Raw genomic sequence first — 23,565 nt, forward strand, 5'->3', positions numbered from 1 at the left:
AAATGATACCGGGTGGCCTGGCCCCCAGCTAGCACTGGCGGGGCGTTTCATGGAGAACCGTAAAGCGGTTCTGAAGAGACTCTGAGGTTCAACCGATGATCCCGGATGTCGTCCCAATGTCAGCAAACTCTGATCAACGCGGACCCATGATCACAGCGCCTGTGCCTTGGAGCCTCGCCTGGCGTGAGGATGGCGAACTTGCCACCCAGGATCGTTTTGACCTGCTGCAGAGCCTGGTTGCTTGCGAAACTGCAGAGGTTCAATCGACGTTGATCGCCGCCGTGGAGCGGTTGTCTATTACTGATTTGACCAGCCTGAGTGTGGGAGGCGTGACCAGTCTTTGCGCCTGAAGCGCTTTGGCCTGGCGGATCATCGCCCGGAGCTAGGTGCTGGGCTTGCTCACGGAGCGCTGGTCCAGGGTCCGCCCGCAGGCGTCATGGGCTTCCTCCACGTCGCTGCCCTTTGCAACTCGCTCACCAACGCAGGCGCAGGTGCGGTCGAGTTGGGCGGCGGGGGCAACTTTGCCCTCCCTTTGCAAGTCCGCCTGGTAAGCCGACAGGCAGAAGGCTTTCACTACCTCGGCGACGCTGATAGAGCGGCTGGCTGGAACCAAGGACACCAGCCCCAGGCAAAGCAGTCCGATTAGGACCGGGCGCGGGGGGCTGGGGTTCATGGAGCAAAAGGGCGGAAGCCCGAGGAATTCACCCCTGGAACCTGGAAAGCTGCAGGGGTTTGTTCATCACCCGAAGTTGGCGCAGACCCTGGAAAACATCCTCGGGCATGCCCTTGGGTAGGTCCACGGTGCTATGGGTGTCGAAAATCTGGATACGGCCGATGGCTCGCCCGTTCAGACCGGCCTCATTGGCAATGGCACCCACGATGTTGCCGGGCTTGATGCGGTCGCGCCAGCCCAGTTCCACCCGGAAGCGCTCCATGTTGTCCTCTGGCGGACCCACGGGGCGTTCGCCCCTGGGAGCTCCCCTGCCTACATCACGGCCAACCTCCCGACCCATTTCCCGGCCCCTTCCCCGGTCCCGGCCGAAGTCGCGACCGCCATCCCTGCCGCCATCGCGGCCTCCATCGCGGCCAGGACCGTTCTGACGCACTTGCTGGAAGTTCTCTTCGCCCTGCAAAAGCAGGGGTTTGCCCACCAGGCTCAGCTCTAGGGCCGCCAGGGCTAGCTGCTCAGGACTGGAGCCTTGCTCCTGAGCAACCCGTTGCAGGATTTCACTGAGTAAGGCCCGTTCCTGCTCGCTGCTGGCTGGGGTTTGCAAGCAGTTGGTGAGCTTGGTGCGCATCCGGTCGAGCCGGTTTTGATTGATGGTGGCGTTGCTTGGCACCTCCATCTCTTCGATCGGCTTGCCCACGGCCCGCTCCATGCCGCCCAGGAAACGGCGCTCCCTCGGGGTCAGGAACAGGATGGCGTCGCCGCTGCGGCCAGCTCGACCGGTCCGGCCAATGCGGTGGACATAGGCCTCCGAATCGAAGGGGATGTCGTAGTTGATCACCAGGCTGATCCGCTCTACATCGAGCCCGCGGGCAGCCACATCGGTGGCTACCAGTACGTCCACCTGGCCGCTCTTAAGCCGCTCGATGGTGCGCTCTCGCTGGGCTTGGGGCACGTCGCCGTTGAGCACGGCAACGTCATAACCGTGTTGTTCAAGTGATTCGGCCACGGTGAGCGTGATCGCCTTGGTACGGGCAAAAATGATCACACCCTCACTGGTCTCTGCCTCCAGCACCCGCTCCAGGGCGGCTTGCTTGTGGGGCGCATGCACCATCAAGAAACGCTGACGAATGCGGGTGGCATCGGCGGCCTTTTGCTTGATCGTGATTTCAGCGGGCGCGTTGAGATATTTCTGCGATATGCGCCGGATTTCGGGCGGCATGGTGGCAGAGAACAGCACCACTTGACGCTGCTCAGGTAGTTGTTCGAGCACCCATTCGACATCATCGATGAAGCCCATGCGCAGCATTTCATCGGCCTCGTCCAGCACCAGGGCGCGAAGACTGGAGAGATCGAGGGTTCCTTGACGCATGTGGTCCATCACCCGGCCGGGGGTGCCCACCACGATCTGTACGCCGCGCTTGAGCTGATGGATCTGGTCGCGGAAATCAGCGCCGCCGTAGATCGCCAGGGTGCGCACACCGGGTAGGTGGCTGGCATAGCTGTTGAAGGCCTCGGCTACCTGCAGCGCTAATTCCCGGGTAGGGGCGAGCACCAGCACCTGGGGCTTGCGCTGCTCGGGATCGAGGGCCGCCAGCATTGGCAGGGCGAAGGCAGCGGTTTTGCCGGTGCCTGTCTGGGCCTGTCCCACCAGGTCGCGGCCGAGCATCAGCTCGGGGATGGCGGCCTTCTGAATTGGTGAGGGCTCCAGATAGCCGATGGCTTCAAGGGCCTTCAGCAGTTCTGGGGCAAAGCCGAAGCGGGCAAAGCCCGAGGCAGTGGTTGCTTCTGTCTTGACTTCAGCTGAGTTGATCTGAGCCGAATTGACTTCAGCTGTGTTGTTTTCGGGTGTGTTGATTTCAGTTGTTTGGGCGGGCGCGTCGATGTCGACGGAGCAAGCAAAGCTGCCGCCGTTGGCGTGTTCGGTCACGGGATGCAAAGGCCTGGTTGATCAGGGCTTGGTGAAGTCCTTGAACGCAGGCCGGCAGAAACCCAATTGAGCCAAGAAATACTGAACGGATGGGCCGTTGCGGGGCAACTGAAGCTGCACTGCTTTACCCGATGTTCAGTTGTTCAGACCCGCAATTAACAAAACTGCCCTGCCCTTGAAAAAGGCTGAAAACAGATATTATCACCTTCCGGTCCGCTTCACTTCCGGCCGAAGTCATCCGCCAGGCGCTCGATGTCGGCTTCGCTCAACCAGCTACCACGCTGCACCTCCACGATCTCCAGATCCGCCAGACCTCCTTGGGCCCGGTGAATTGCCCCTTGGGGGATGAAGACGCTGGTCCCTGCCGTTGCGGTGACGGCCTCCTCCCCCACTTGCAGTTCACCGTCGCCGCCCACCACTACCCAGTGCTCACAGCGGTGTTGGTGGCGCTGCAGGCTCAGCCGCTGGCCGCGGCGGATCAGTAGGCGTTTGACCAGGTATTGGTCTCCGCTGGCCAGCTGTTCAAACCAGCCCCAAGGGCGTTGCACCCGGCTGGCGGGACTTTGGGGCTCAGGGATGTTCACGATTTCAGGCTGACAGCCGCCGCCGCGCCGCGCAACGGGGTGATCAGGCAGGCCCGTCCTCTGGCCCTGGTCAGGGCTGTGTAGAGCAGGCGATGTTGGGGTCTGCCGGTGTCGGGCATCAGCACCCATACCTCTTGGGCCTCACTGCCCTGGGCCTTGTGCACCGTGAGGGCCAAGGCTGGCTCGGCCTCTGGTAGCTGGGCCGGGTGAATCCAGAGAGGCTCGCTACCGCCCTGGTTTGCAAACAGCAGGCGGCGTTCCCGCCCCCGCTTGGTTTCCCTTTCCGCCACCAGCCCCACGTCGCCATTGGCGAGCCCCAGTTCACTGAGGTTGTGGCGGCACAGCACGGGCGTGCCCACTGGCCAAAACTGGGGCGAGCGGGCGGCCGCCTCCCCCAGCAGGGCCTGGTGGATAGCTTCCACCCCCCAGCGGCCCCGGCGCAGCGGTGTCAGCACTAGATAGTTATCCAGGCCCGCCAGCAGGCTCGTGGTGAAAGTGGGATCGTCCAGATCGCCCGCCAGGCAGCTCTCCTGCAGCTGGTGCTGGTGCTGCCGCAGTCGTTGCAGCAGCTCTGCTGGCAGCTGGCGTGGGTTGGCCGGCAGCCAGCGCAGGTTGTCGTCAGAGTTCAGCGGTGTGAGCAGGGCCTCGAGGGGCTGCTCAGCCTCCCGTAGGGCCGCTGCTACCGCAGCGATGGCCCCGTTGTTGCGGTAGGTGGTGCGCAGCTCTATGGCGGCTCCGCCCAGGGCCTGGCGGCGTTCGGGTGCCTGCAGCTCCAGAAGCACTGGCCCGGGGCCTACCGGTGGCAGCTGGGCAGCGTCCCCCACCAGCACCAGCCGGCAGCTAGGGGGCAGGGCCTCCAGCAGGGCCTGCATCAGGGGGAGATCCACCATCGACACCTCATCCACCACCAGCAGGTCGAGGGCAAGGGGGTGCTGGCGGTTGCGGCCGAAGCGCTCGCCGCGGCTCTCCAGCAGCCGGTGCAGGGTGCTGCAGGGAAGTTGCAGGCTGCTGCTGGCTAGGGCTGCCCGCAGCCGACTCGCCGCTTTGCCCGTGGGGGCTGCTAGCTGAATGCGGCTGCCTGGTTGCTGGGCTAACACCGCAGCCAACATGCGAGCCACGGTGCTGGTTTTGCCGGTGCCCGGACCGCCCTCAAGCAGCACCAGGCCGTATTGCAGCACCGCCGTGACGGCCCGCTGCTGGTCCGGATCCAGCCCTTCGCTGCAGCTTGCATCGGGACTCGCATCGGGGAGCTGAAACTGGGCCCGCTCGATCAGTGCCTGCAGCACCTGCTGGCGCTGGCGCTGCCAGCGTCGCCACATCAGCCGGTCGCCCTCCAGCACCAGGGGACCATCCGGCTCGGCGCCCAGGGGTGAAGCCTCCAGGGCGCGGCGATGTTCGGCGCTGGGCAGGCTGATTTCCAGGCGACCCTCCGCCAGGGCGGCAGCCAGGTTGGTGATCAGTTCCGCCAGCAATGGATCGGGGCTGCTGCCATGCAGCCGCGGCAGGGCTTCAGCCAGGGCCGCTGCCAGGGTCTGGAGCCAGCGAGGTTGCTCCAGGGGGGTGGGGCCGCTCATGGTGTGCCCCCCAGGGCCTGGTCCAGTTTGAGCAGGCGGGCCAAGGGCGGCTGCTCCACGAACATGCCGGGCACCGCGCTGGCCGTGGTGGGTCCGGGCACCCCGCGCAGGAACACGTAGACGTAGCCGCCCAGGTGCTGCTCGGGTCGGTAGCCGGGCAGGCGCCAGCGCAGGTAGCGGTGTAGGGCTACCAGGTACAGGTGGGCCTGCAGGGGGTAGTGGTTCGCGGCCATCAGCTCTGCCATGGCTGCTGCTCCGTAGTGGCGTGGACCGCAGTGCAGCGGCTGCCCTTGGTCGTCGCGCTCGCCCAGCCAGTTGCTCTTCCAGTCGGCCACCCACCAGCGCTCGCCCTGTCGAAATACCAGGTCGATCGAGCCGGTGAGAAAGCCCCGGCTTTCCACTTTCAGCTGGGCAAGCTGCTCGGCGTAGGCGCCGCCAAACCAGCCTTCGGGATGGTCGGCAAAGGGGCGTGCCAGGTCTGGGGTGCGCACCAGGCCCAGGGGCAGATCGAAGTTCATCTCATTGAGGCGGGCACCGCGCTCAAGCTGGGCCAAGCTGAAGTCGTTGCAGGGGCCGCCCAGGGGCGTGTGCCGCAGCTGCTCCAGCCCAACTAGCACCGCTTCGCCGTGCTGCGCAGCGATACCGGCCCGCTGCAGCTCGCGGCCCACCAGCTCGGCCTGGGCTGCCAAGGGTTGGCAGTAGTCGAGCTGCTCAAGGATGCGGTGCAGGCAGTCGCCGGCCTGGGCGCCCCGGGGGAAGGGGGCCAGAGGGCTGTCCTGGGAATCGGCGCCCATGGCGTTGGCCGCCGTTGCTGCCTCGAGTTCGGTCACCAGGGCATCGGTTTCGCGGCCCTCCTCCACGGCTGCGGGGGCGGCGCTGTGGCTGCCCTGGGTCCAGCTGGTGTAGCTGCTGCGGCCCCAGCTGCTGTCGAAGCCATGGCTGGGTACGGGGCCTCGCTGCAGGGATAGGCCAGCAGCTGCCGGGCCTGGTTTCAGCTGGCTGTGCTGGCCGCTGGCGGGGGGCTGCACCAGGCTGAGGGGCAGCTGGCGGCGGGCGATTGCCTGCTCCAGCCGCTCGCGCCATTCCGCATCACTGCGGCCGATGTAGGGGTCGTGGTCGCTGGCGGGGGGCTGCTCCTGGTCGAACAGCCAGGGGTGCAGCGGATTGCCCTGCTGGCCCAAGGCCGGGCCCCAGGCCAGCACCAGCAGCAGCTTGGCCCGGGTGGAAGCGACATAGGCAAGTCGCTCCCGCTCCTGCAGCTCGGCCCCAAGCTGCTGCTGGCTGGCGCCCTGGCCCGGGCCCCAGTTGTTGTTCAGGTGCAGGTCGAGCACGGCTTCAGGCTGCCCGCCTTCAGGGCCGCCCGGGTGCCAGCGCACGCCGATGGACTGGCCGCTGCGGCTCTCAGCGCCGGCCTGCCACAGGTAGGGACAGATCACCACTGGATATTCCAGGCCCTTGCTGCGGTGCACCGTCAGCACCGATACGGCCTCATCCACCACGTCACTGTGGGGCTGGTGGGCGTCGGGGATGTCCCGGTCGGGATCGAGACGCAGACGCCGCAGCCAGTCAGCTGCCGCTGCGGGACCCAGTTGGTCGGCATGGAGCCGCACGGCCACCAATTCACCGCACTGCTGCAAATCCGCCAGCAGCCGGCCGCCAAGGGATAGCTGGGCCAGCCCCTTTTGCTCCAGCAAACTCGCCAGCACCCCAAGCAGGCCCCGGCGGGGTAGTTCAACGGCCAGCTGGGCTAGGCGCGCAGCCAGGTTGCTCCAGGCTTCGGGGCTGGCGGAGGCGATTTGCTCCGCGCTCCAGCCCAGCAGGGGAGAGGCGGCCAGCAGCCGCAGGCGCTGGGTCCGGCCGGGTTCGGCCAGGGCATCGAGTAGCCGTTGCAGTGCCGAGGCGCCGGCGCTTTCAAACACATCCCCCTGGCTCACCAGCTTGCTGGCTATGCCGCAGCGATCTAGGGCGGCGCGCTGCGCTTCAGCCTGACGGTGGGTGCCCACCAGCACGCATAGGTCGTTGGGGCCCAGGGGTTGGCGCTGCTCGCCCCGCTGTTGCATCAGCCCCTGGTTGAGCAATTCGGCGCTGAAGCAGGCGATCTGGTCGGGAAGTTGCCGCTCCAGGGCGCTGCGGCTGGGTGGTTTCTCACCAGCCAGGCGGCTGCCGCCGAGCCAGAGCAGCTGCAGGGGGTGCTGGCCGGCGGGTAGGAGCAGTTTGGTGTCGGTCGCCTGGGGCCGCACCGCTGGTACGGCCAGGTCGCTGCGGCGCAGCCCCGGCCCCATCAGGCCGTTGAGGCCGGCGACCAGGGCCTCGCTGGAGCGGTAGTTGTCGCGGAGGCTGCTGATGCCGCCGAAGCTGGCGGCGGCCTGACGGGCCAGCAGATAAGTGCGCAGGTCGCCGCCGCGGAAGCGATAGATCGCCTGCTTGGGATCACCCACCATCACCAGTCGGTGCCGCTCAGGCTGGAAGGCCCGCGACAGGATGCGCCACTGGATCGGATCGGTGTCCTGGAATTCATCAATTAGGGCAACGGCATAGCGAGCTCCCACCGCCTCTAGCAGGGGGGTACTGGCCTGCTCGCCCGGATCAAGACCCTCCAGCAGTTGGGCGAAACCCAGCCTTCCGCTCTGGCGCCGCCGCCGGCCCAGTTCGGCCCGACCCCAGTGGCAGGCGTGCAGCACTAGGGCTTCGGCCGGCCCATCCAAAACCTGGGCGATCGCCTCCTGCAAGGGGCGTTCGGGCAGGGAGGGGCCGGGGCCTTTCCCATCGCCAGGTTCGAGGCTGCGGGCAACTTTGAGAAAGGCGCCGGGGTGGAAGTAATCGCGCAGCAGGCCCTGGCCTCCGCCCTGGCTGCCTGCCGTGGCGCCGTAGTCGCCGCCGATGGGCTGGGCAGCGATCCAGCCCCGCACTAGAGCGCAGCGGTCCTTGGTGGGTTTGGGAACGTAGGGGCTGGTGGTTTTGAAGCCCAGGCCGCGCCATTGGCTGGCGGCGGCACAAAAGCCGGCCTCCAGGGCTTGGCCGTGGCTGGCCCAGAGCTGCTGGAAGTTGTGCCACGCCTCGCTCCACAGGACCTCGAGCTGGGGCGCCAAGGGGGCGTCGGTCCGCAGGGTTGCCGGCAGGGAATCCAGGCCTAGGGCTGGATCGCCATCTAGCTGGCGCAGCAGGCCCTCGAGGGTTTCGGGGCCGCCAACCTGTTGCTGCAGCCCGGCCAGCAGGTGGCTTGGCAGGGGCAGCACCTGCTGTTGCCAGTAGTCGTGGGCCACCTGGCGCACCAGGGTGCCCTTGTCGGTTTCGAGCTGCAGCTCCGGTGGCAGGCCTGCTTCCAGGGCGTGGCGCTGCAGGGTGCGGCGGCAGAAACCGTGGATGGTGGTGATGTCAGCGGCGTCTAGTTCCTCTAGGGCCAGCAGCAACCGGGCCCGCAACTTTTCGGCCCGCGGTCGTTGCTGCTCCAGCCAGGCGGCCAGGGTGGGATCGGGCGGCTCCAGATCTGGATTTTCCAGGCCTGCCAGGGCCCGCTGCAGGCGCTGGCCGATGCGATCGCGCAGTTCGGCGGCGGCGGCCTCGGTGAAAGTCACCACCAGCAGCTGGCGCAGCCCCAGTTCGGCCTCGGCCACGTAGCGCAGCACCAACTGGGCCAGGGCGAAGGTTTTGCCGGTGCCGGCGCTGGCCTCCAGCAGCCGCAGCCCGGGATCCAGGGGAAAGGCATTGGCCTCAAATGGTTGTGGCAGTGGGAGTGGCAGGGCTTGTTCAGATGCCAAAGCCTGATCGCTGCCGGCAGACAGGTTCATATCAACCGCTCCCGCAGGGGACCAAGCAGCTCCTCAGCCCTGGCGGCTAGCTCACCGCTGGCCAACAGGGCGGCGCCGCTGAGTTCAGATCCGAAACAGAGGGCCTGCTCCGGATCAAGCCGCTCGCCGCGCCGCTGAAAACCGCCTTCCCAGGTTTCGATCGCCCGGGCTTCACCCTTATCGAGCAAGGCCCAGCCGGTTTCCGGTGGCACCGGCCAGCAGCTCTGGCGCCATTGCTGGCGCAACTCCAGCAGCCGCATTAGTTCGGCCCGGGCGCTATCTACCTGGGGCGCCTGCAGCCGCAACTGCACGCCGAAGTCCTTGGCACCCCGGGCCACAAGCACCCCATCCAGCGGCCCTTGGTCGGCGGCGGCGGCCAGCAGCAGCGCCAGCCACAGCTCTAGCCGCTGGCGATTGCGCGGTTTGGCGGTGTGCAGCACCAGCACCGAACTCCCCCGCCACTGCAGCTCCTGCTGGCAGTTTTGCCAGAGGGCCAGCTGGCGGCGCTCGGGGCCCAGGGCCTCGAGGCTGGCGTGCAGGCTGCGCCAGCGCTGACTGAGCCCGCTGGCCTCCAGTTCACCTGCCGCCTGGGGAGGCAGCAAGCCTTGGCCGCGATGGCGAGCCAGCCAGCCGGCGGGCTCATCGAGGCCTGCGTCTCTGGTGCTTTCGAGGGCCTGGCGCAGCAGCAGCGCCCGCCCGCGCTCATCGAGGCTGAGGGGCTCGAGGTCGTCGAGGCTGTCGGCCCATTCCCGCGGCCTTAGCCCCAATTCAGCCAGCCAGCTGGCCTGGGGGGCAAGCAGCCAGTCGCGCAGATCCCCATAGGCATCGCTGGGTTGGGCCGGGGGCGCGCTAGGGGGTTCGCTGGCCGCCAGGGGCCGGGGCGGTTGCGGTGCTCCGCTCTGCTGGCGTGGTTGATCGAGCAGCTCACGGGCCTTCAGCAGACGCTCGTCGCAGCTGCCGGGCGGCCGCTCGCCGCTGGTTTGGAAATTGGCCCGGTCGAGGGGGTTGGCGGGGTGACTAATCACCAGTTCGCTACCTCCACAAGGCAGCTGCCACTGCAGCCACTCGAGCCACTGGCGTACCGGTGTGGCCGGTGGCAGCTCTTCGCCGCTGCGGGGGTCGCGGCTGCTCCAGGTCACCAGCAGATGGTCGCGGGCTGAGAGCAGGGCCTCCAGCAGCACGTAGCGGTCCTGGTCGGCCGGGTTGGGATCGCCGAGGTGGCGCTGCTGCTCCAGCAGGTGGAAGCCGGGCCGCTTGCTCTGACGGGGATAGGCGTTTGCATCCAGGCCCATCAGCACGATCACCCGATGGGGAATCGCCCGCATCGGCTCGAGGGCGCTGATGGTGAGGGCGCCGCTGCGGTGGCCAAACCGGCCCGAATCCGCAGCCAGGCGCTCATCGAGCACGGCAGCCACCACGGGTGCGGCCAGCTCCAGGTTGCAGCCGGCGGCGGCCTGCTGCCAGTCGTCAATGGCGGTTAGCACCAGGGGCAGCTCCCAGTCCTGGCCACTCCCGCCAGCCTGGTCGCCCTCGCCGAACAGGTCGCTCAGCAGGGCCCGCAGGCAGGTGTTCCAGGCCAGGCAAGAGCGGGGTCGCCGCAGCTCCACCAGCCAGTGGCGCAGCCGGGTGAGCAGGTGCAGCCAGCGGCCCAACAGCTCGATGCTCTCGCCACTGGCCAGGGGGGCGGTGGCGGCCGGGGCCAGGCCGGGGTCGCAGGGCAGCACCAGGCCTAGTAGCAGCCGATCGATCACCCAGCTGAGGCTGCCGCTGTCCAGGCCGCCGCGCTCCTCCCCGTCGAGGCCCCAGTGGAAGCCCCCCTGCTGCAGCAGGGGATGCAGGGCCGCCATCTCGACAGCACTGAGCTGGAAATGCCCCTGCAGCGCCGGACTCTCCAGCAGGGTTTCCAGGGCGGAGGCGGTGAGCCGTTCCCCCGCCAGCCGCAGCAGCTCCAGCAAGCTGCGGCTGAGGCTGGCTTCGCTCTGCTGGCTGCGGTCGGTGAGGCGCCAATTTAGGGCCACCCCAGTGGCCTCTTGATCGCCAAATACGGCCGCCACCAAAGGTGCTAGTCCATCCACCTGAGGCGTCATCACCAGCACATCGCGGGGCTGGAGCGTGGGATCGGCGGCCAGCAGCTGCAGGATGCGGTCCCGCACGACCTGCACCTGGCGCAGGGGGCCGGGACAGCGGTGGAACTCCAGGGAGCTGTCTGCCGGTGCCCGCTGCAGCAGGGGTTGGGCAGCCGGATCTGCCAGTTGTTGCTGCAGCTGATGCAGCAGGGGCGCTGGCCCCTGGCCCCGATGGCTGCTGGCTGGGGCCACAAACAAATCCTTTTCCTGCCACTGGCCCTGGAGGCTCTCGCCGCTGCCTTCGAGCAACTGCTGAAACTCGCCGCCGAGTCGGCCGAAGCGGGCCTCCAGGCCAGGGGCTTGCAGTAGCCAGTCCCCATCAAGGGGCTGCTGCAGCGCGATCGCATCGCTGAGCAGTTGGCGGCGGCTGGTGCAGCGCTGCCACAGGTCGCGGCAGGGGGTGAGTAGGTAGAGGTCCACATTTGTGTGCACGCTCAGGGCCTGCAGCAGCTGCACCTGGATCGGCGCCAGGCTGCTGAGCCCAAACAGGCGCAGGGGATCGGGCAGGCCGCCGACCGGCGGTGCCTTGATCTGCAGCTGGGCTATGGCCTCCAGCACCTGCAGGCCGAAGGGCTTTACCCCCAGGCGCTCCCGTAGCCGCCCCACCAGCAGCCGCTGCCACTCCTGCTCCGGCGGCAGGGGTGGGCCGTCCTCCCCACACCACCAGGCTGCCAGCAGCTCAGGGCGATACAGGGCTAGGTCGTCGAGGGCGTCGGCGATGCTGCGGCCCAGTTGCCATTGGGCCAGCTCAAGGTTGCTGCCGTGCTGCGGGTAGCGGCCTAGCCAGTGCTTAAGCGAGGCAGCTTCTGGCTGCTCCACCAGCTGGGGGAGCAGTTCCAGCACGGGCCACACCAGCTGGCTGGCACGCCAGGGATCCTGGTCTGCGCCGTTTTCGCCCAGCACCCCATTCACGATTTGGCGCAGCTGGCTGCCAGGAAATGGGTAGCGGATGTTGGCGGCGATGCCGCCGAGTCCCACGGCCAGCTGTTCACCAAGCCAGCGGCTGGTGGGCCAGGTATTCACCACCACCTGCACCGTCTCGAGCGGCCCGGGAGGCGTGAGCAGCAACTGGGCGGCCAGGAGTTCGGCTAGGTGTTCGGCCCGGTTGCCCCGGAAAACTGTGAGCACAAAAGATGCTCAGCTGTGGGTCGTCATGGCAGGCAGCCTGCCAGCTCCTGGCTGAAGGAGGAGAGCCGGCGCTCTTGCAAGCCGTAAACGGCGTGAATAGCTCCGGTTTCGGGGCAGTAGGCCGAAAGCTCGCCGCCGTAGCAGGCGCCCGTATCCACCATCACGATCTGGCCGAGGCGACGCACTTGGGGCCCGGGGGTGTGGCCGATCACTACCTCACCGAAGCGACCGTCGTAGGCCTGCCAGAAGGGCATGCGGATGCTGAGGTCGGGTTCCCAGGTGTCGGGATTGAAGCCAGCGTGGGTGGCGAGCCAGCCTTCACCGGCGTAGGTGCGGGGCAGCTGCTCCAGCCGCTCCTGCCAGAGGCGGCAGTGGCGATCGCCGAGCTGGCGATAGGTGTCGCAGCCGGCCAAGGCCCTTTGAGCGGTCCAGTCGCCTTGCCGCAGGGCGGCCACTAGGTCGGCTTCGTGATTTCCCATCAGCCAGATGGCCCGGCCGGAGCTTACCAAGCCCCAGGCCAGCTCCATGGTGCGGCGGATCTCGGGGCCGCGGTTGATCACATCACCGCAAAGCACGAGCTTGTCGCCTGCAGGTAGGCGAGCTACCAGCAGCTCAAGCGCGTCGGCACAACCGTGGACGTCCCCGATCACCCAGTGGTGGCAGGAACGTGAAGGGGACGTCATCAGTCCATCGCGTTAGTTCCAGTCTTGCCTGCCTGACGGCCACTTGTCAGCCCCCCAGCGATTCATGTCGACCGGCCAGCGCTGGTACGGTCGCCCCACCCAGTGACAGTCAGATGAATCCAGCGTCGTTGTCGGTGGTCCAGCGGGTAAACGCCCTGGTAAAAGCCCTAAATGGCGCTAAGCGCACCAATGAGGCCTTGGCCCGCTGCGGCAACGGTGAGGAGATGCTCGACGTTCTGCTCGATGCCTCCGCCAAACTCGGCCTAGGGCTAAGCCGCCAGCAACTGGCGAACACCCCACCAATCCGCGACTGGGTGTGGTGGAAAAACAAGGAGGCCTTACTCACTATTGGTGATAACAAGCCTCGCTACCAGCAGGATGGCGGTCAGGGAGCCTCCGATGACGGGCCGCGCAAACGCTTCTTGGGGCTGTTTTAGGACGCGCTGGCGAGGGCGTCGGGGATTGAGGTGCTGGGGGCTTCAAAGCGGCCCGTGGCCACGAATTCCAGGCGCAGCTTCAGAAAGGTGATGAACTTCTCATCGGTGGACACCACCGCCGCCGCCGGCCTCGGCACGGCGCTGCCGATCGGTTCGAGTTGGGGTGCATCGAGAAAGGCCGGCCGTTTCACCAGCCAGAAGTCGATTTCCTTGCCCTGTTCTCCGTAATGGCGCACCCTTTCGCGCAGCACCTCCTCAAGGGGCTCCTCGACGGTGAGGAACGCTTCGCTGGCGGCGATGAAGTGGTAGGTGCTCATAGCTGGCGGCTGCCGAACAGGGGGTCGCGGCGCGGATTCTGTATCAGCGCCTTCATCTGCCGAACAGCTTCTTCCAGGCCCACCGCCAGGGCCCGGGCCACGATTGTGTGGCCGATGTTGAGCTCCTCCATGCCTTCGATGGCGGCGATGGGCTCCACGTTTTGGTAGGTGAGGCCATGGCCGGCATTTACCCTCAGCCCGAGGCTGCGGGCGATGAAGCTCCCCTCCGTGAGCCGGGCCAGCTCGGCTGGCTGCAAACTCCAGCTGGCTTCGGCATAGGCGCCGGTGTGCAGCTCCACCCAGCGCGCGCCGGTGGCGCGGCAGGCCTCCAGCTGGCTCGCCTCCGCGTCCACAAACAGGCTCACGCCAATGCCGGCATCTTGCAGCGCACCCACCAGAGCGCTGAGAGCTGGCTGCTGGCCCGCCACATCGAGGCCGCCCTCGGTGGTTACCTCCTGACGCTTCTCCGGCACCAGGGTCACCATGTCGGGCCGGATGTGCAGGGCGATCGCCTCCATCTCAGCTGTGGCGGCCATCTCCAGATTGAGCCGGCTGCGCACGGTTTGACGCAGCAGCTCCACATCGCGGTCTTGAATGTGGCGCCGGTCTTCCCGTAGGTGCACGGTAATGCCGTCAGCCCCCCCCAGCTCGGCCAGCAGGGCATAGCTCACCGGATCGGGCTCCACCGCGCGGCGGGCCTGGCGCACATTGGCGATGTGGTCGATGTTGACGCCGAGGCTGGCCATGGCTGGGGAGTGGTTGGCAGGCGGTGATCCAGCCCAAATCCTATGGATACCGCAACCTGCGCCGGCTCAGGACGCCAGTTCAACTGCCCGCGCTCGAGCCGAGCTCCATTGCCTAGCCCCTAGCTTTGAGTTTGGTCGCACTTAACGGGTTGTTGGCGGTTCAATCCGGCCCATCGGCGTTGTCCACCCAGGCCCCCTCCTCCCGGGAAAAGGGGCTCTGCAATGGCATCAGCCCCTGGCTGGCACCGCTCGCCATGGTGGCTAGCCAGGACATTGGCCTGCGCTTTTTTTTTCGCAGCGTCCAGGTGCTTGGCAGCAAAAATCTGCCGCTCAGCGGGCCGCTGCTGCTAGCTCCGACCCACCGGGCCCGCTGGGATGCCCTGCTGTTGACCCACGCCGCAGGCCGCCGAATTACGGGGCGGGATTGCCGCTTCATGGTCACGGTTGATGAGATGCGTGGGCTGCAGGGCTGGTTTTTGCACCGCTTGGGCTGCTTTCCTGTGAGTCAGGGGCGTCCCTCCCTGGCCAGCCTGCGCTACACCGTGGACCTACTTGCTGCCGGTGAGCAGCTAGTGGTTTTTCCAGAGGGACGCATCGTGCGGGAAGAGATTCCCCTGCGGCTGCACCAAGGCCTCGCCCGCCTGGCCATGCTGGCCGCGGGCCAGGGCGTGGCGGTACCGGTGGTGCCCGTGGGCATCGCCTATGGCCATCGCCCCCCCCGCCGCGGGGATGGGGCCGTGCTCTGTTTCGGCCCACCTCTCAGCTTGGAGGGCCAGGGAAGGCAGGCTGCGAGTGCTTTCACCGCCCACCTCGCCACCGCCATGGCGGTGGTTGAAGGCCAGGCCCAGGGAGCCCTGGGTCTAGCCCCCTAAAGTTGATGCATATTTGTTTGCTGGTTGTGCGTAGGCCATCCCGCTTGATTTGTGGCTCCGCTTTGGCCTTGATGGCCCTCGCAGCGCCCCTAGCTCCGGCCAAGGTGCAAGCTCAGCAGGAGCCCCAAAAGGCCCTGGAGTCCACCGGCAGCCCGTTCAATCTTGAGGGTGTGCGCGCCCTGTTGGTGCGCGGTGACGCCGCCGTTGCTAAGGGCAATCTGGTCGAAGCTCGCAAGCTCTACGACCAGGCCCGCGATGCCTGTCGCCGCCTGCTCGGCTTTTATCGCGACTTGAGCGGCTCCTTCCGCGGACTCGATGCCCGCATCCCCCGCGAAATGGACCAGAAGGGGCGGGAAGCTTTGGAAACCATGGCTCAGGCGAACCTGCGCTTGGCGGCCTTGTTCCGTCGCCAGAACCAGCCTGAGGTGGCGGTGCCCCTGCTGGTCGAGGTGGTCAAGGTGATGACCCCGGCCAGCCCAGAGGGTCGCAAGGCTTTCCAGAGCCTGGTCGAGATTGGCTTCGCCGCCACTCCCTACACAGCAGGGGCCGCGGCAACCCCTGGCAGCTGACCACTAGATTTCCCCTGTTCGCTGCCTCTTCGCTTCGATGGTGCATTCAGACCAGGTGAAGGCCGCAATCACCTTGGCCATGCCCGATGCCCAGGTGGAGGTTGAAGACCTCACCGGCGGCGGCGACCATCTGCAGGTCACGGTCATCTCCGCAGCGTTCGACGGCCTGACCAAGGTCAGGCAGCACCAGCTTGTTTATGGCGCCCTACGCCAGGAATTGGCCAGTGAGGCAATCCACGCCCTAGCCCTGCAAACATCCACTCCCGCCTGAGTCCATGGACGCCACTACCCGCCAACGCATCGAAGAACTCCTGGCCACCAGCCCGGTATTCGTTTTTATGAAGGGCAACAAGCTGATGCCTCAGTGCGGTTTCTCCAACAACGTGGTGCAGATACTGCACTCAGTTGGGGTTCCATTTGAAACCTTCGACGTTCTCTCGGATGCTGAGATCCGTAATGGCATCAAGTCATTTTCCGACTGGCCCACGATTCCCCAGGTGTATGTGAAAGGGGAATTCATCGGTGGCTCCGACATCCTGATCGAGATGTACAACTCCGGTGAGTTGCGCGAGAAGCTGGAAGTGGCTCTGGCTAGCTGATAGGGGCAGTTAGCCATTCAGCGAGTCAGTAGCGCTCGCTTTCGTAAAGGCTGCGCGGGTCACCATCGGGACCCACAAAGCTGGAAGGATCTCGAATCCAGCGGTCGGTGAGCTCCTCAAGTCGCCGCTGGGAGATCGGATCAAGCACCGCAGTGCGGCGCAGGGCGTGGATGTAGCCATCGGCGTAGAGCCGCAATTCAGCAGGGCTGTGGAAGCGATGGGCCAGTTCCTGGCAGGCATCGCACAGCGACTGGAAGTGGCGGATGGCGTCTGGGTGTTGAAGCGAAGTCATGGGGTCGTAGGACCTTTATCTATTTTGCCCCTTGGAGGCAGAAGCCGCGATTGGGTGGTCTCCGCATAGTTGGTGGTGTCCACACAAACGCATCGACTGATACGCGGATCCCCTGGCGGCTGCCGTTAAGGTGAATTCAACACAGTTGTGGACTCCATCAACTCCTCTAACCCGCCACTGCCGGCCTCTGGGGCCGCCAATCAGGCCGGAAGCCAGCCCCAGCGGGTTTTGGTGGTTGATCCCCACGCGACCCTGCGCACGGTGCTGGCCCAGCGCCTGCGGCAGGACGGCCATCTTGCGGCGGCGGTTGCTACGGCTCGTGAAGCTCTGGACGTGTGCCAGGACCAATCTCCCGATCTGCTGATCAGCGCAGAACTACTCGATGAGAGTTCCGCCCTGCGCCTGGCGGCCCAGCTGCGCTGCTCGGTGATGGTGCTCACGGCCCGCACCGGTTCGGAGCCCGTGGTGAGCCTGCTTGATGCGGGAGCAGATGATGTGTTGCGCAAACCTTTTGGCCTGGAAGAACTGGCCGCCCGCTGCCGCACCCTGCTGCGCCGTGGCGGCACCGGTCTGCAGGAACGGGTCTGTGTTGGACCGCTTGAAGTTCACGTATTGCTCCGCCAGGTAACCCTGCGCGACCAGCCAGTCGAGCTGAGTCCACGGGAATTTGCCCTGCTTTGTGCCCTGCTAATGCCCCCTGGGGTTGTGCGCAGTCGCCAGGAACTACTGCGTATGGCCTGGCCACCCTTCAGCGGCGGTCCCCGCTCGGTTGACACCCAAGTGCTCACCTTGCGTCGCAAGTTAGAGCAGGCTGGCTTGGGTGAAGGAGGCGGCATCGAAACGATGCGCCAGCAGGGCTATCGCTTCAGCCTTGAAACCCTGCCTGAAGCTTCTGCCGAGGAAGAGCCGGCGCGTCAGCAGCTCAACTCATTGGTTTAAGAGCCCAAACCAACTCTCCAAGCAACATGGACGCACTCAGGCCGGCTAGGAGTTGATAGGTCCAAGGTGGGCTGATTCGGCCGATTGAGCTGGTGTTGATGCCCGTTTCCTTGCTGAAGCGGCCCAGAAACTGCTCGAAGGCTGCGACCCGTTGCGGCAGCAGGTATGCCGATCCGTCTTCTCCCCTCACGTAAAAGACCCGGCCCCCCTGGCTTGTGGCTACCGGTGTGAGCCCGCTGATGGATTTCCAAGGCAGGCTCCAGCCGCGGCGCAGCAGCCAGGCACACCAGCTGGGATGGCCAACCCGAATGCCATCGGCACTTAGCTCAACGGCTTCACTGGTGGCTGCCACTACCAAGCCCAGCCCCAGGGGTAGAGCCAGCCAAAGCAGCAATTTGAGCTCTGCTGGTGCCAGTAGGGGCAGGGGCGCCACCATTGCCAAGTAGAGAGCGATCAGGGTAAAGCGGATCAGCGCGGCCATCGGGTAGCGGTCGCTGCTGACGGCCAAGGCGCCGGTCATCGATCTTCGGGGGAGCCGGGTAGGGGTTCGATCAGGGTCTCTGGCTGGTAGCGGCCGCTGAAAACTTCCTGCTCGCGACCTTTCCAGAATTCGCCAAGTCGCATCAGATCGGCGTGGGCCTCCTGCAGGCTGGCCATGTAGGCATCCGGGTCCATGCTGTCCTTGGCCTCCTTGAGCTTGGTGAGCCTTAGTAGCTGCAGCATCCAGGGCTTGCTGAGCTCGCCGCGTTGCTCGAGGTAAGTGGCCAGCTCGGCGGAGCTGGGGGTAGGGGAGCCGGGCATTCCTTGCATTAGGGCTATTGGGCCCAGGCTATGCAGCGGGAAGTGGGATTGTGAGTCGCTTTCCACCCACAAGCTCAACCAGGGCGGCGATGTTTAGGGGCTCACAGAATAGATAGCCCTGGAATCGGGCCACCCCCATCTGTTGCAGCCGCTGAAAGCTCTCCTCGGTATCCACCCCTTCAGCGACGAGGGTCATCGATACGGAGTTCGTGAGCCTAGGGAGCAGTTCCACGATTTGTTCCGCATAGGAATCGTTGAGAACTCCGATTACAAAACTGCGATCGATCTTCAGTTCGTCAGGCTTTAGCGATAGCAGCAGGCCCATGGAGGAGAAGCCCGTTCCAAAGTCATCGAGTGAAATCCGCATTCCCGCTTCTTGACACTGGCGCAGATTAGTTTTAACTGCTGCAGTGGAGTTGAAGATCGCGGTTTCGGTGAGTTCAAGATTGATGCTGTTGCAAGAGATTCCGTGGGCTGCAATGGCGTCGATTAATTGGCCTGAAAAAGATGCGTTTGGTGAGTTGGGATGGGCTGATATTGATCGCTAGGTTGAGCTGATTGGGGGTTACTTTTAGAGCTTGGATCAGCTGCTTGAAGGTCTTCAACGTGGCTTCGATCAGCTGCCAGCCAACGCGACCCATGATTCGATAGTGTTCCGCTACCGGGATAAATAGAGTTGGGGGAACTTCCCCCAGTTCTGGGTGATCCCAGCGGGCGAGAGCCTCAACGGCTAGGACTTCGCCTGCGGCGTTGACGATCGGTTGAAATAAAATCCGGAAGGAGTCGGGCTGCGATGGCTCAAGTGATGCTTCGCAAGCCTGTTGGAGCGCAGTAAATAGGCGATAGTCACTGAGCGGATTGGACTCATTTTCCGCTGTGAACAGGTGAATGTGTTCCCCCTGGGATGACTTTGCCTTGTACATTGCCAGGTCTGCTTTTCGAATGATGTCTTCACTACTGAAGTGGTGTGGATCGCTGATCGTGATCCCAATGCTCAGGCTGAGTCGGTAGGGCGAGGCGGAGTCAACTTGACTTTTCTCAAAGGACTCAAGGATCCGGTGGGCTACCTGTTTGGCATGGAGGGCTAGATCGTCTTCATTGCTGGCGTTTTGAGAGTCTCCCGGATTCAGAATCAGAATGAATTCGTCGCCGCCGTAGCGCGCCAGGAAATCACCCTGGCGGCAGAGGGCCTTGAGTTGGTTGGCTGCCTTGCGCAGGGCTTGATCACCGATGCGATGGCCATAGGTATCGTTAATGCTTTTAAATTTGTCGAGATCGATAAACAGCAGGACAAGAAGTGTCTGCTCTTCCTTAAGGCGATCGATTTTTCTTTCAAGGTGTTCGATGCAATAGCGGCGGTTGGCCAGGCCGGTGAGTGCATCGTGCATAGCCAGATCGCGGGCGGTGCCCAGAATCTGTTCAAACCGATTGGCAATCGACTGGATGTCTACGCGTTGGCGACCAGCGGGTTCGCTGCCGGTTGTGGTCGACCCCTCGATCGCTTGGCCGGCAGGGCTGTGATCTGGTGAAGGGAGCGACTGGGGGGCTTTGAATTCAAGGATTTCAATCAGTGCAAGGTGACTTCGGCGGATGCGTTGGGTAGCCCGGCGTTCCTTCTGGCGCAGCAGCATTCTCTGCCGGCGCTCGGCCAGTTTCCAGCTGAGGCGTAGGGCCAGGGCGATCAGTCCCCCGCCGGTTAGCTGCAGCAGCAGATGGTTTAGTTCCCTGAGCTGCTCTGCCTGGCTATTGGCGGGTTTGACGCCGATCAGTCGCCCGTCTTCGCCGAAGGTCTTGGGTTTAAGCGCAGCCAAGGGCTCCCCCGTGGCGATGACTCCAGCTGGGGGGATGGGCTGCAGCTGAGCCTGGATGCGGTTGAGCTCCTCCTTCAAGTTGGTGCCGAACTGGGGTTCGACCAGCGGGTTGAGGAAAATGAGGGTCGCTGTTGTGGAACGGCTGTTGTCGCTGGTGCCGATGGTGGTGGCGAAGCCGACGTAGAGGTTGTTGGTCTCGTCTGAGCAGATCACCCGGATGCCGGCGAGGCCCAGTTGGCGGCGGGTGCGGGCGGTGGAGTCAAGGCAGCGCACCAGCCGTTGATCAGGGGGCCGGCTCGGGCTGCTCAGGCCCACCTGAAGGGCCCGGCGTTGGGCTTGGGCGTCGTAGATCGCCATGGCGGCCCCTTGATCAAAGAGGCTGCTGGTGGCCAGGTTTTGGGAGGGGAAGGAGGGGTTCTTGCCCTCGATGAAGGCATAGCTGTCATCCCACCAGCCCCAGTCGCTCGCAATTCGCTGGGCTTCCCGGAATTCGGCTTCGAGTTTTTCCAGGGCGATCGTCTGGTTGGTGACGCTTCGACCCTTGGCCAGCTGAATCCTCCGGACCGCTTCAATCCCAACCAGGATGACTATCAGAAACAGGATCAGGGCCGACCGTGAATGGCCACGCTTGATCCAGCTGATGCGCTCTTCTTTGGCCCATGAGCGCCACAGCATTCGCGCGGACTGGCGCCTTGCCCCCGCATAAGGCTGAGAGAGCTCGTTGGTCGTGTCGACTGTCACTGGGCCGCCGTTTTGCCCTTTGAAACCACCTTAGTCAGGCAGGTTCCAGGGATTAAGCCCCAGGTCGGCGCCGATGCGGTGGGCGCAGGCAAAGCCACTGAATGCCACCGCATTGAGGCCCTGGCCCGGGAAACAGGAATCCCCCACCGCATATAACCCGGTGAGGCCGGTGCGGTTGAAGGGCATCGGCAGCAGCCCCGGCAGGCGCAGGGCTGGGATTGGGCCGTAGCTGCCGCCCATGCGGCCCAGGAAGCGCCGGTGGCTGCGCGGCGTGCCGACTTCGCGGTGACGGATAGCCCCCTTCAGGCCGGGCAGGATCACTTCGAGTCGGCCGATCAGCCGGTCGGCATCCGCCTGTTTTTTGGCGCGATAGGCCGCTGGCGTGAGCCCCTGCCAGTGCTCCATGGAGCTGGGGGTGAAGGCATGCACGATGTGGCGCTCTGCCGGGGCCAGCTCCGGATCCAGCAGGGTCGGCATCGATACGAACACCACCCCCTGCTCGGCCTCCATCTCCTCCCAGCGCTCCAGCAGCAGGTGGTGGCAGTGGTAACCCTTGGGCACGATCTGGGCCTCGATGCCCAGGTGCAGGGAGAGAAAGGAGGGGGAGGGCTTGTAGCGGCGCCGCCAGGTGGTTTCGGCCTTGGGGGTGTGGGCGGCATCTACCAGAGCGCCAAAGGTGTCCCAGCGGGTGGCGTTGCTCACTACGCGGCGGGCCCGCAGCTCTTCACCACTGGCCAGCTTCACCCCCACCGCAGTGTTGTTCTCCAGCAGCACCTTGGTCACACGCGCCTTGTAGCGAATCGCGCCGCCATGGTTCTCCAATCCCGCTACCAACTTTTCCGCGATCACACCAACGCCCCCTTTGGGGTAATTGATGCCGCCGGCATGACGATCGGAGAACACCATGCCCGCATTGATCATTGGCGTGAGATCGGCCGGCATCACGCTCCAGCAGAAACACTCCATGTCAATGAACTTGAGCAGGGCCGGATCGCTGATGTGCTGCCTCGCCACATCGCCCACGTTCACCGGCAGCCAGCGGGCCAGGCCCAGGCAGGCCAAGGGTGCTTTGAAGAACACCTTGGCTAGGTAGGCCGGATCCTCCAGCGAAAGCAGCGGCATCGCATCGAGGCAGCGGAACACCTGCCAGCAGGCGTCGTAGAAGGCGCGGATGCCCTTCGCCTCGTGGGGGAACAGGGCGGTGAGATCACTGAGAAAGTGCTCGTAATCCCTGTCCACAGCCACGTTGAGTCCGCCGGGCAGGTGGTATTCGAGCTGGGCTGGATCGGGGATGGTGTCGCAGTGCTGGCCCACATCGGCCAGGGCCCGGGTGAGCAGGTTGGTGTGCCCCTGCTCGCCGAAGCCGAAGATCATCGAGGCGCCCACGTCGAATGTGTAGCCATCACGCCTGAAACTGCCGCCGGAGCCTCCTGGGATGAGGTATCGCTCCAGCACCAGCACTTTCGCCCCCTTGGCAGCCAGCTGGGAAGCGGTGACCAGGCCGCCGATGCCGGCACCGATCACGATCACATCCCAGATGGGGGCAGGGTTGCTGGTCAACGTTGGGCTGGAGATGCTGAAGCGACCCTAGGCAGCGGCGCTGTCGTCGTGCAGTTGTAGGGGCCGAGTGAAAGGCTCAAGATCCGCTAGGGACCGGTCGCGGTAGGCGCCGTAGCGGGCCCGTTTCTCGCGGACGCGTTCGGCTAGCTCGGGCAGTAAGCCGAAGTTGGGCGGCATGGGCTGGAACTTCTTGCTGGGCGCTTCGGCGATGAAGTGACTGAGGGCGCCCAGCATCGTGGTTTTTGGCAGGCTCAGGGGTTCCAGGCCTAGGGCCAGTCTGGCTGCGTTGGTGCCAGCCAGCCAGCCACCAGCTACCGCGGCTGCGTAGCCCTCGGTGCCCGTGATCTGGCCCGCCGCCAGCAGGCTGGGGCGCTGGCGGAACTGCAGGGTGGCATCGAGCAGCTGGGGCGATTCCAGGAAGGTGTTGCGGTGCATCACACCGAAGCGCACAAACTCGGCGTTCTCCAGGCCCGGGATCAGCCGCAATACCCGTTTCTGCTCCCCCCATTTCAGGTTGGTCTGGAAGCCCACCAGGTTCCAAAGGCGGCCGTCCTTGTCTTCCTGGCGCAGCTGCACCACCGCGTAGGCCCGCTTGGCGCGGCGCACATCGCGATCATTGAGATCGCCCCAGCGGGGATCCCAGAGCCCAATTGGCTTGAGCGGGCCGTAGCGCATCGTGTCTTCGCCGCGGCGTGCCAGCTCCTCGATGGGGAGACAGCCCTCGAAGAAGTGAGCGCTCTCCTTTTCAAAGTCCTTCAGCTCGGCCTGCTCGGCGCTTAGCAGCTCCTGCCGAAAAGCCAGAAATTGCTCCCGGTCCATGGGGCAGTTGATGTAGTCGGCATCGCCCTTGTCGTAGCGGGAAGCGCGAAAGGCCACGCCCAGGTCGATGCTCTCGCCTTCGACGATCGGGCTGGCCGCATCGAAGAAGTGGCAGTCGGCCCGGCCCGTGAATTCCCGCAGCTGCTCCGCCAGGGGCTCGCTAGTGAGCGGACCGGTGGCCAGAACGGCGATCTCACCGGGGCCGGGCAGCTCGGTGTGCTCCCGCCGCTCCACCGTCACCAACGGGTGCTGCTCGAGGGCGGCGGTGAGGGCGGCGCTGTAGCGGCCGCGATCTACTGCCAGGGCGCCGCCTGCAGGCACGGCGTGGGCGTCAGCGGTGCGAATCACCATCGAACCAAGGCGCCGTAATTCCTCTTGAAGCAGGCCTGCGGCCCGATCGCTACTTAGGGCGCCGAAGCTGTTGCTGCATACAAGCTCGCCAAATTCAGAGCTGTGGTGGGCTGGGCTGCGGCGCACTGGCCGCATTTCCACCAACCGCACCGCCAGCCCAGCTTGGGCGATTTGCCAGGCGGCTTCCGTACCCGCCAGGCCAGCACCGATAACGAGCAGCTCAGAGCTCAA

Annotated in this window: 23 protein-coding genes; 7 read left to right on the forward strand and 16 right to left on the reverse strand. The window is 65.2% G+C overall.

What is annotated here, in order from left to right; translation table 11 throughout:
* Nucleotides 1-146 precede the first annotated feature (146 nt).
* On the forward strand, nucleotides 147-350 hold the full coding sequence (locus KBY83_RS09730; RefSeq protein ID WP_255019335.1) for a hypothetical protein: 204 nt from the start codon (nucleotides 147-149) through the stop codon (nucleotides 348-350).
* A 32-nt stretch (nucleotides 351-382) separates the two neighbouring features.
* On the opposite strand, the gene KBY83_RS09735 is transcribed toward KBY83_RS09730, so the two are convergent.
* The 7 genes from KBY83_RS09735 to KBY83_RS09765 all read right to left on the reverse strand — a co-directional run bounded on the left by KBY83_RS09735 (nucleotide 383) and on the right by KBY83_RS09765 (nucleotide 12,480).
* Complete coding sequence (locus KBY83_RS09735; RefSeq protein WP_254960304.1) at nucleotides 383-673, reverse strand: hypothetical protein; 291 nt, start codon at nucleotides 671-673, stop codon at nucleotides 383-385.
* 28 nt (nucleotides 674-701) lie between these two features.
* The gene (locus KBY83_RS09740; RefSeq protein ID WP_255019336.1) at nucleotides 702-2,597 is read right to left on the reverse strand and encodes a DEAD/DEAH box helicase; all 1,896 of its coding nucleotides are present in this window, start codon (nucleotides 2,595-2,597) and stop codon (nucleotides 702-704) included.
* 218 nt (nucleotides 2,598-2,815) lie between these two features.
* Nucleotides 2,816-3,181, reverse strand: coding sequence for a phosphomannose isomerase type II C-terminal cupin domain (locus tag KBY83_RS09745; RefSeq protein ID WP_255019337.1), 366 nt, complete (start codon nucleotides 3,179-3,181; stop codon nucleotides 2,816-2,818).
* The gene (locus KBY83_RS09750; protein ID WP_255019338.1) at nucleotides 3,178-4,755 is read right to left on the reverse strand and encodes an ATP-dependent RecD-like DNA helicase; all 1,578 of its coding nucleotides are present in this window, start codon (nucleotides 4,753-4,755) and stop codon (nucleotides 3,178-3,180) included. Before KBY83_RS09750 ends, KBY83_RS09745 begins: the two co-directional genes overlap by 4 nt.
* Nucleotides 4,752-8,543: a UvrD-helicase domain-containing protein gene (locus KBY83_RS09755; RefSeq protein WP_255019340.1), complete on the reverse strand. Its 3,792-nt coding sequence runs from the start codon at nucleotides 8,541-8,543 to the stop codon at nucleotides 4,752-4,754. Before KBY83_RS09755 ends, KBY83_RS09750 begins: the two co-directional genes overlap by 4 nt.
* Nucleotides 8,540-11,797 (reverse strand): exodeoxyribonuclease V subunit gamma, encoded by a 3,258-nt coding sequence (locus KBY83_RS09760; protein WP_255019341.1) that lies wholly within the window; start codon nucleotides 11,795-11,797, stop codon nucleotides 8,540-8,542. The genes KBY83_RS09755 and KBY83_RS09760 overlap by 4 nt, the downstream gene beginning before the upstream one ends.
* A gap of 23 nt (nucleotides 11,798-11,820) precedes the next feature.
* On the reverse strand, nucleotides 11,821-12,480 hold the full coding sequence (locus tag KBY83_RS09765) for a metallophosphoesterase (RefSeq protein WP_255019342.1): 660 nt from the start codon (nucleotides 12,478-12,480) through the stop codon (nucleotides 11,821-11,823).
* 113 nt (nucleotides 12,481-12,593) lie between these two features.
* On the opposite strand from KBY83_RS09765, the gene KBY83_RS09770 reads away from it, so the two are divergent.
* Complete coding sequence (locus tag KBY83_RS09770) at nucleotides 12,594-12,917, forward strand: hypothetical protein (RefSeq protein WP_254960311.1); 324 nt, start codon at nucleotides 12,594-12,596, stop codon at nucleotides 12,915-12,917.
* On the opposite strand, the gene KBY83_RS09775 is transcribed toward KBY83_RS09770, so the two are convergent.
* Both KBY83_RS09775 and KBY83_RS09780 read right to left on the reverse strand, forming a co-directional pair.
* Complete coding sequence (locus KBY83_RS09775; protein WP_254960312.1) at nucleotides 12,914-13,234, reverse strand: MgPME-cyclase complex family protein; 321 nt, start codon at nucleotides 13,232-13,234, stop codon at nucleotides 12,914-12,916. The two genes, KBY83_RS09770 and KBY83_RS09775, sit on opposite strands and share 4 nt — an antisense overlap.
* Nucleotides 13,231-13,980, reverse strand: a complete 750-nt coding sequence (locus KBY83_RS09780) for a pyridoxine 5'-phosphate synthase (RefSeq protein WP_106632777.1) — start codon at nucleotides 13,978-13,980, stop codon at nucleotides 13,231-13,233. The genes KBY83_RS09775 and KBY83_RS09780 overlap by 4 nt, the downstream gene beginning before the upstream one ends.
* A 179-nt stretch (nucleotides 13,981-14,159) precedes the next feature.
* Between KBY83_RS09780 and KBY83_RS09785 the strand changes: the two genes are divergently transcribed.
* The 4 genes from KBY83_RS09785 (at nucleotide 14,160) to grxD (ending at nucleotide 16,020) form a co-directional block, all read left to right on the forward strand.
* Complete coding sequence (locus KBY83_RS09785) at nucleotides 14,160-14,852, forward strand: 1-acyl-sn-glycerol-3-phosphate acyltransferase (protein WP_255019343.1); 693 nt, start codon at nucleotides 14,160-14,162, stop codon at nucleotides 14,850-14,852.
* Between the two features lie 71 nt (nucleotides 14,853-14,923).
* A complete protein-coding gene (locus KBY83_RS09790) occupies nucleotides 14,924-15,421 on the forward strand; it encodes a hypothetical protein (RefSeq protein ID WP_255019344.1) in 498 nt (165 codons plus the stop codon).
* Between the two features lie 37 nt (nucleotides 15,422-15,458).
* Entirely contained in the window at nucleotides 15,459-15,692 is a 234-nt protein-coding gene (locus KBY83_RS09795; RefSeq protein WP_255019346.1) for a BolA family protein, read from the forward strand.
* Nucleotides 15,693-15,696: 4 nt separating this feature from the next.
* Nucleotides 15,697-16,020, forward strand: a complete 324-nt coding sequence (grxD, locus tag KBY83_RS09800) for a Grx4 family monothiol glutaredoxin (RefSeq protein ID WP_106632779.1) — start codon at nucleotides 15,697-15,699, stop codon at nucleotides 16,018-16,020.
* Between the two features lie 25 nt (nucleotides 16,021-16,045).
* On the opposite strand, the gene KBY83_RS09805 is transcribed toward grxD, so the two are convergent.
* Complete coding sequence (locus tag KBY83_RS09805) at nucleotides 16,046-16,312, reverse strand: DUF6761 family protein (protein ID WP_254936090.1); 267 nt, start codon at nucleotides 16,310-16,312, stop codon at nucleotides 16,046-16,048.
* A 177-nt stretch (nucleotides 16,313-16,489) separates the two neighbouring features.
* Between KBY83_RS09805 and KBY83_RS09810 the strand changes: the two genes are divergently transcribed.
* Nucleotides 16,490-17,251, forward strand: coding sequence for a response regulator transcription factor (locus KBY83_RS09810; RefSeq protein WP_255019384.1), 762 nt, complete (start codon nucleotides 16,490-16,492; stop codon nucleotides 17,249-17,251).
* Here KBY83_RS09810 and KBY83_RS09815 read toward each other — a convergent pair.
* The 6 genes from KBY83_RS09815 to trmFO all read right to left on the reverse strand — a co-directional run bounded on the left by KBY83_RS09815 (nucleotide 17,235) and on the right by trmFO (nucleotide 23,565).
* A complete protein-coding gene (locus KBY83_RS09815; protein WP_255019348.1) occupies nucleotides 17,235-17,771 on the reverse strand; it encodes a hypothetical protein in 537 nt (178 codons plus the stop codon). The genes KBY83_RS09810 and KBY83_RS09815 overlap by 17 nt on opposite strands.
* Nucleotides 17,768-18,052, reverse strand: coding sequence for a hypothetical protein (locus KBY83_RS09820; RefSeq protein ID WP_254960319.1), 285 nt, complete (start codon nucleotides 18,050-18,052; stop codon nucleotides 17,768-17,770). Before KBY83_RS09820 ends, KBY83_RS09815 begins: the two co-directional genes overlap by 4 nt.
* Before the next feature lie 28 nt (nucleotides 18,053-18,080).
* A complete protein-coding gene (locus KBY83_RS09825) occupies nucleotides 18,081-18,590 on the reverse strand; it encodes an EAL domain-containing protein (protein WP_315858966.1) in 510 nt (169 codons plus the stop codon).
* Complete coding sequence (locus KBY83_RS09830) at nucleotides 18,493-20,538, reverse strand: bifunctional diguanylate cyclase/phosphodiesterase (RefSeq protein ID WP_255019350.1); 2,046 nt, start codon at nucleotides 20,536-20,538, stop codon at nucleotides 18,493-18,495. Before KBY83_RS09830 ends, KBY83_RS09825 begins: the two co-directional genes overlap by 98 nt.
* Before the next feature lie 96 nt (nucleotides 20,539-20,634).
* On the reverse strand, nucleotides 20,635-22,164 hold the full coding sequence (gene crtH, locus KBY83_RS09835) for a carotenoid isomerase (RefSeq protein WP_255019352.1): 1,530 nt from the start codon (nucleotides 22,162-22,164) through the stop codon (nucleotides 20,635-20,637).
* Between the two features lie 27 nt (nucleotides 22,165-22,191).
* Entirely contained in the window at nucleotides 22,192-23,565 is a 1,374-nt protein-coding gene (gene trmFO, locus KBY83_RS09840) for an FADH(2)-oxidizing methylenetetrahydrofolate--tRNA-(uracil(54)-C(5))-methyltransferase TrmFO (RefSeq protein ID WP_255019354.1), read from the reverse strand.

Origin of the sequence: Cyanobium sp. WKJ7-Wakatipu (assembly GCF_024345355.1) — a bacterium.
In the GTDB taxonomy this organism is placed as follows: domain Bacteria; phylum Cyanobacteriota; class Cyanobacteriia; order PCC-6307; family Cyanobiaceae; genus Cyanobium_A; species Cyanobium_A usitatum.

Excerpts from the sequence above, each read along its gene's own strand:
- KBY83_RS09795 (WP_255019346.1), top strand. The coding sequence starts at position 15,459 with ATGGTGCATTCAGACCAGGTGAAGGCCGCAATCACCTTGGCCATGCCC.
- KBY83_RS09815 (WP_255019348.1), bottom strand. The coding sequence starts at position 17,771 with ATGACCGGCGCCTTGGCCGTCAGCAGCGACCGCTACCCGATGGCCGCG.
- KBY83_RS09775 (WP_254960312.1), bottom strand. The coding sequence starts at position 13,234 with ATGAGCACCTACCACTTCATCGCCGCCAGCGAAGCGTTCCTCACCGTC.
- KBY83_RS09780 (WP_106632777.1), bottom strand. The coding sequence starts at position 13,980 with ATGGCCAGCCTCGGCGTCAACATCGACCACATCGCCAATGTGCGCCAG.
- KBY83_RS09750 (WP_255019338.1), bottom strand. The coding sequence starts at position 4,755 with ATGAGCGGCCCCACCCCCCTGGAGCAACCTCGCTGGCTCCAGACCCTG.
- KBY83_RS09830 (WP_255019350.1), bottom strand. The coding sequence starts at position 20,538 with ATGCTGTGGCGCTCATGGGCCAAAGAAGAGCGCATCAGCTGGATCAAG.
- KBY83_RS09820 (WP_254960319.1), bottom strand. The coding sequence starts at position 18,052 with ATGCCCGGCTCCCCTACCCCCAGCTCCGCCGAGCTGGCCACTTACCTC.
- KBY83_RS09790 (WP_255019344.1), top strand. The coding sequence starts at position 14,924 with ATGGCCCTCGCAGCGCCCCTAGCTCCGGCCAAGGTGCAAGCTCAGCAG.
- KBY83_RS09730 (WP_255019335.1), top strand. The coding sequence starts at position 147 with ATGATCACAGCGCCTGTGCCTTGGAGCCTCGCCTGGCGTGAGGATGGC.
- KBY83_RS09765 (WP_255019342.1), bottom strand. The coding sequence starts at position 12,480 with ATGACGTCCCCTTCACGTTCCTGCCACCACTGGGTGATCGGGGACGTC.
- KBY83_RS09735 (WP_254960304.1), bottom strand. The coding sequence starts at position 673 with ATGAACCCCAGCCCCCCGCGCCCGGTCCTAATCGGACTGCTTTGCCTG.
- KBY83_RS09755 (WP_255019340.1), bottom strand. The coding sequence starts at position 8,543 with ATGAACCTGTCTGCCGGCAGCGATCAGGCTTTGGCATCTGAACAAGCC.
- KBY83_RS09805 (WP_254936090.1), bottom strand. The coding sequence starts at position 16,312 with ATGACTTCGCTTCAACACCCAGACGCCATCCGCCACTTCCAGTCGCTG.
- KBY83_RS09770 (WP_254960311.1), top strand. The coding sequence starts at position 12,594 with ATGAATCCAGCGTCGTTGTCGGTGGTCCAGCGGGTAAACGCCCTGGTA.
- grxD (WP_106632779.1), top strand. The coding sequence starts at position 15,697 with ATGGACGCCACTACCCGCCAACGCATCGAAGAACTCCTGGCCACCAGC.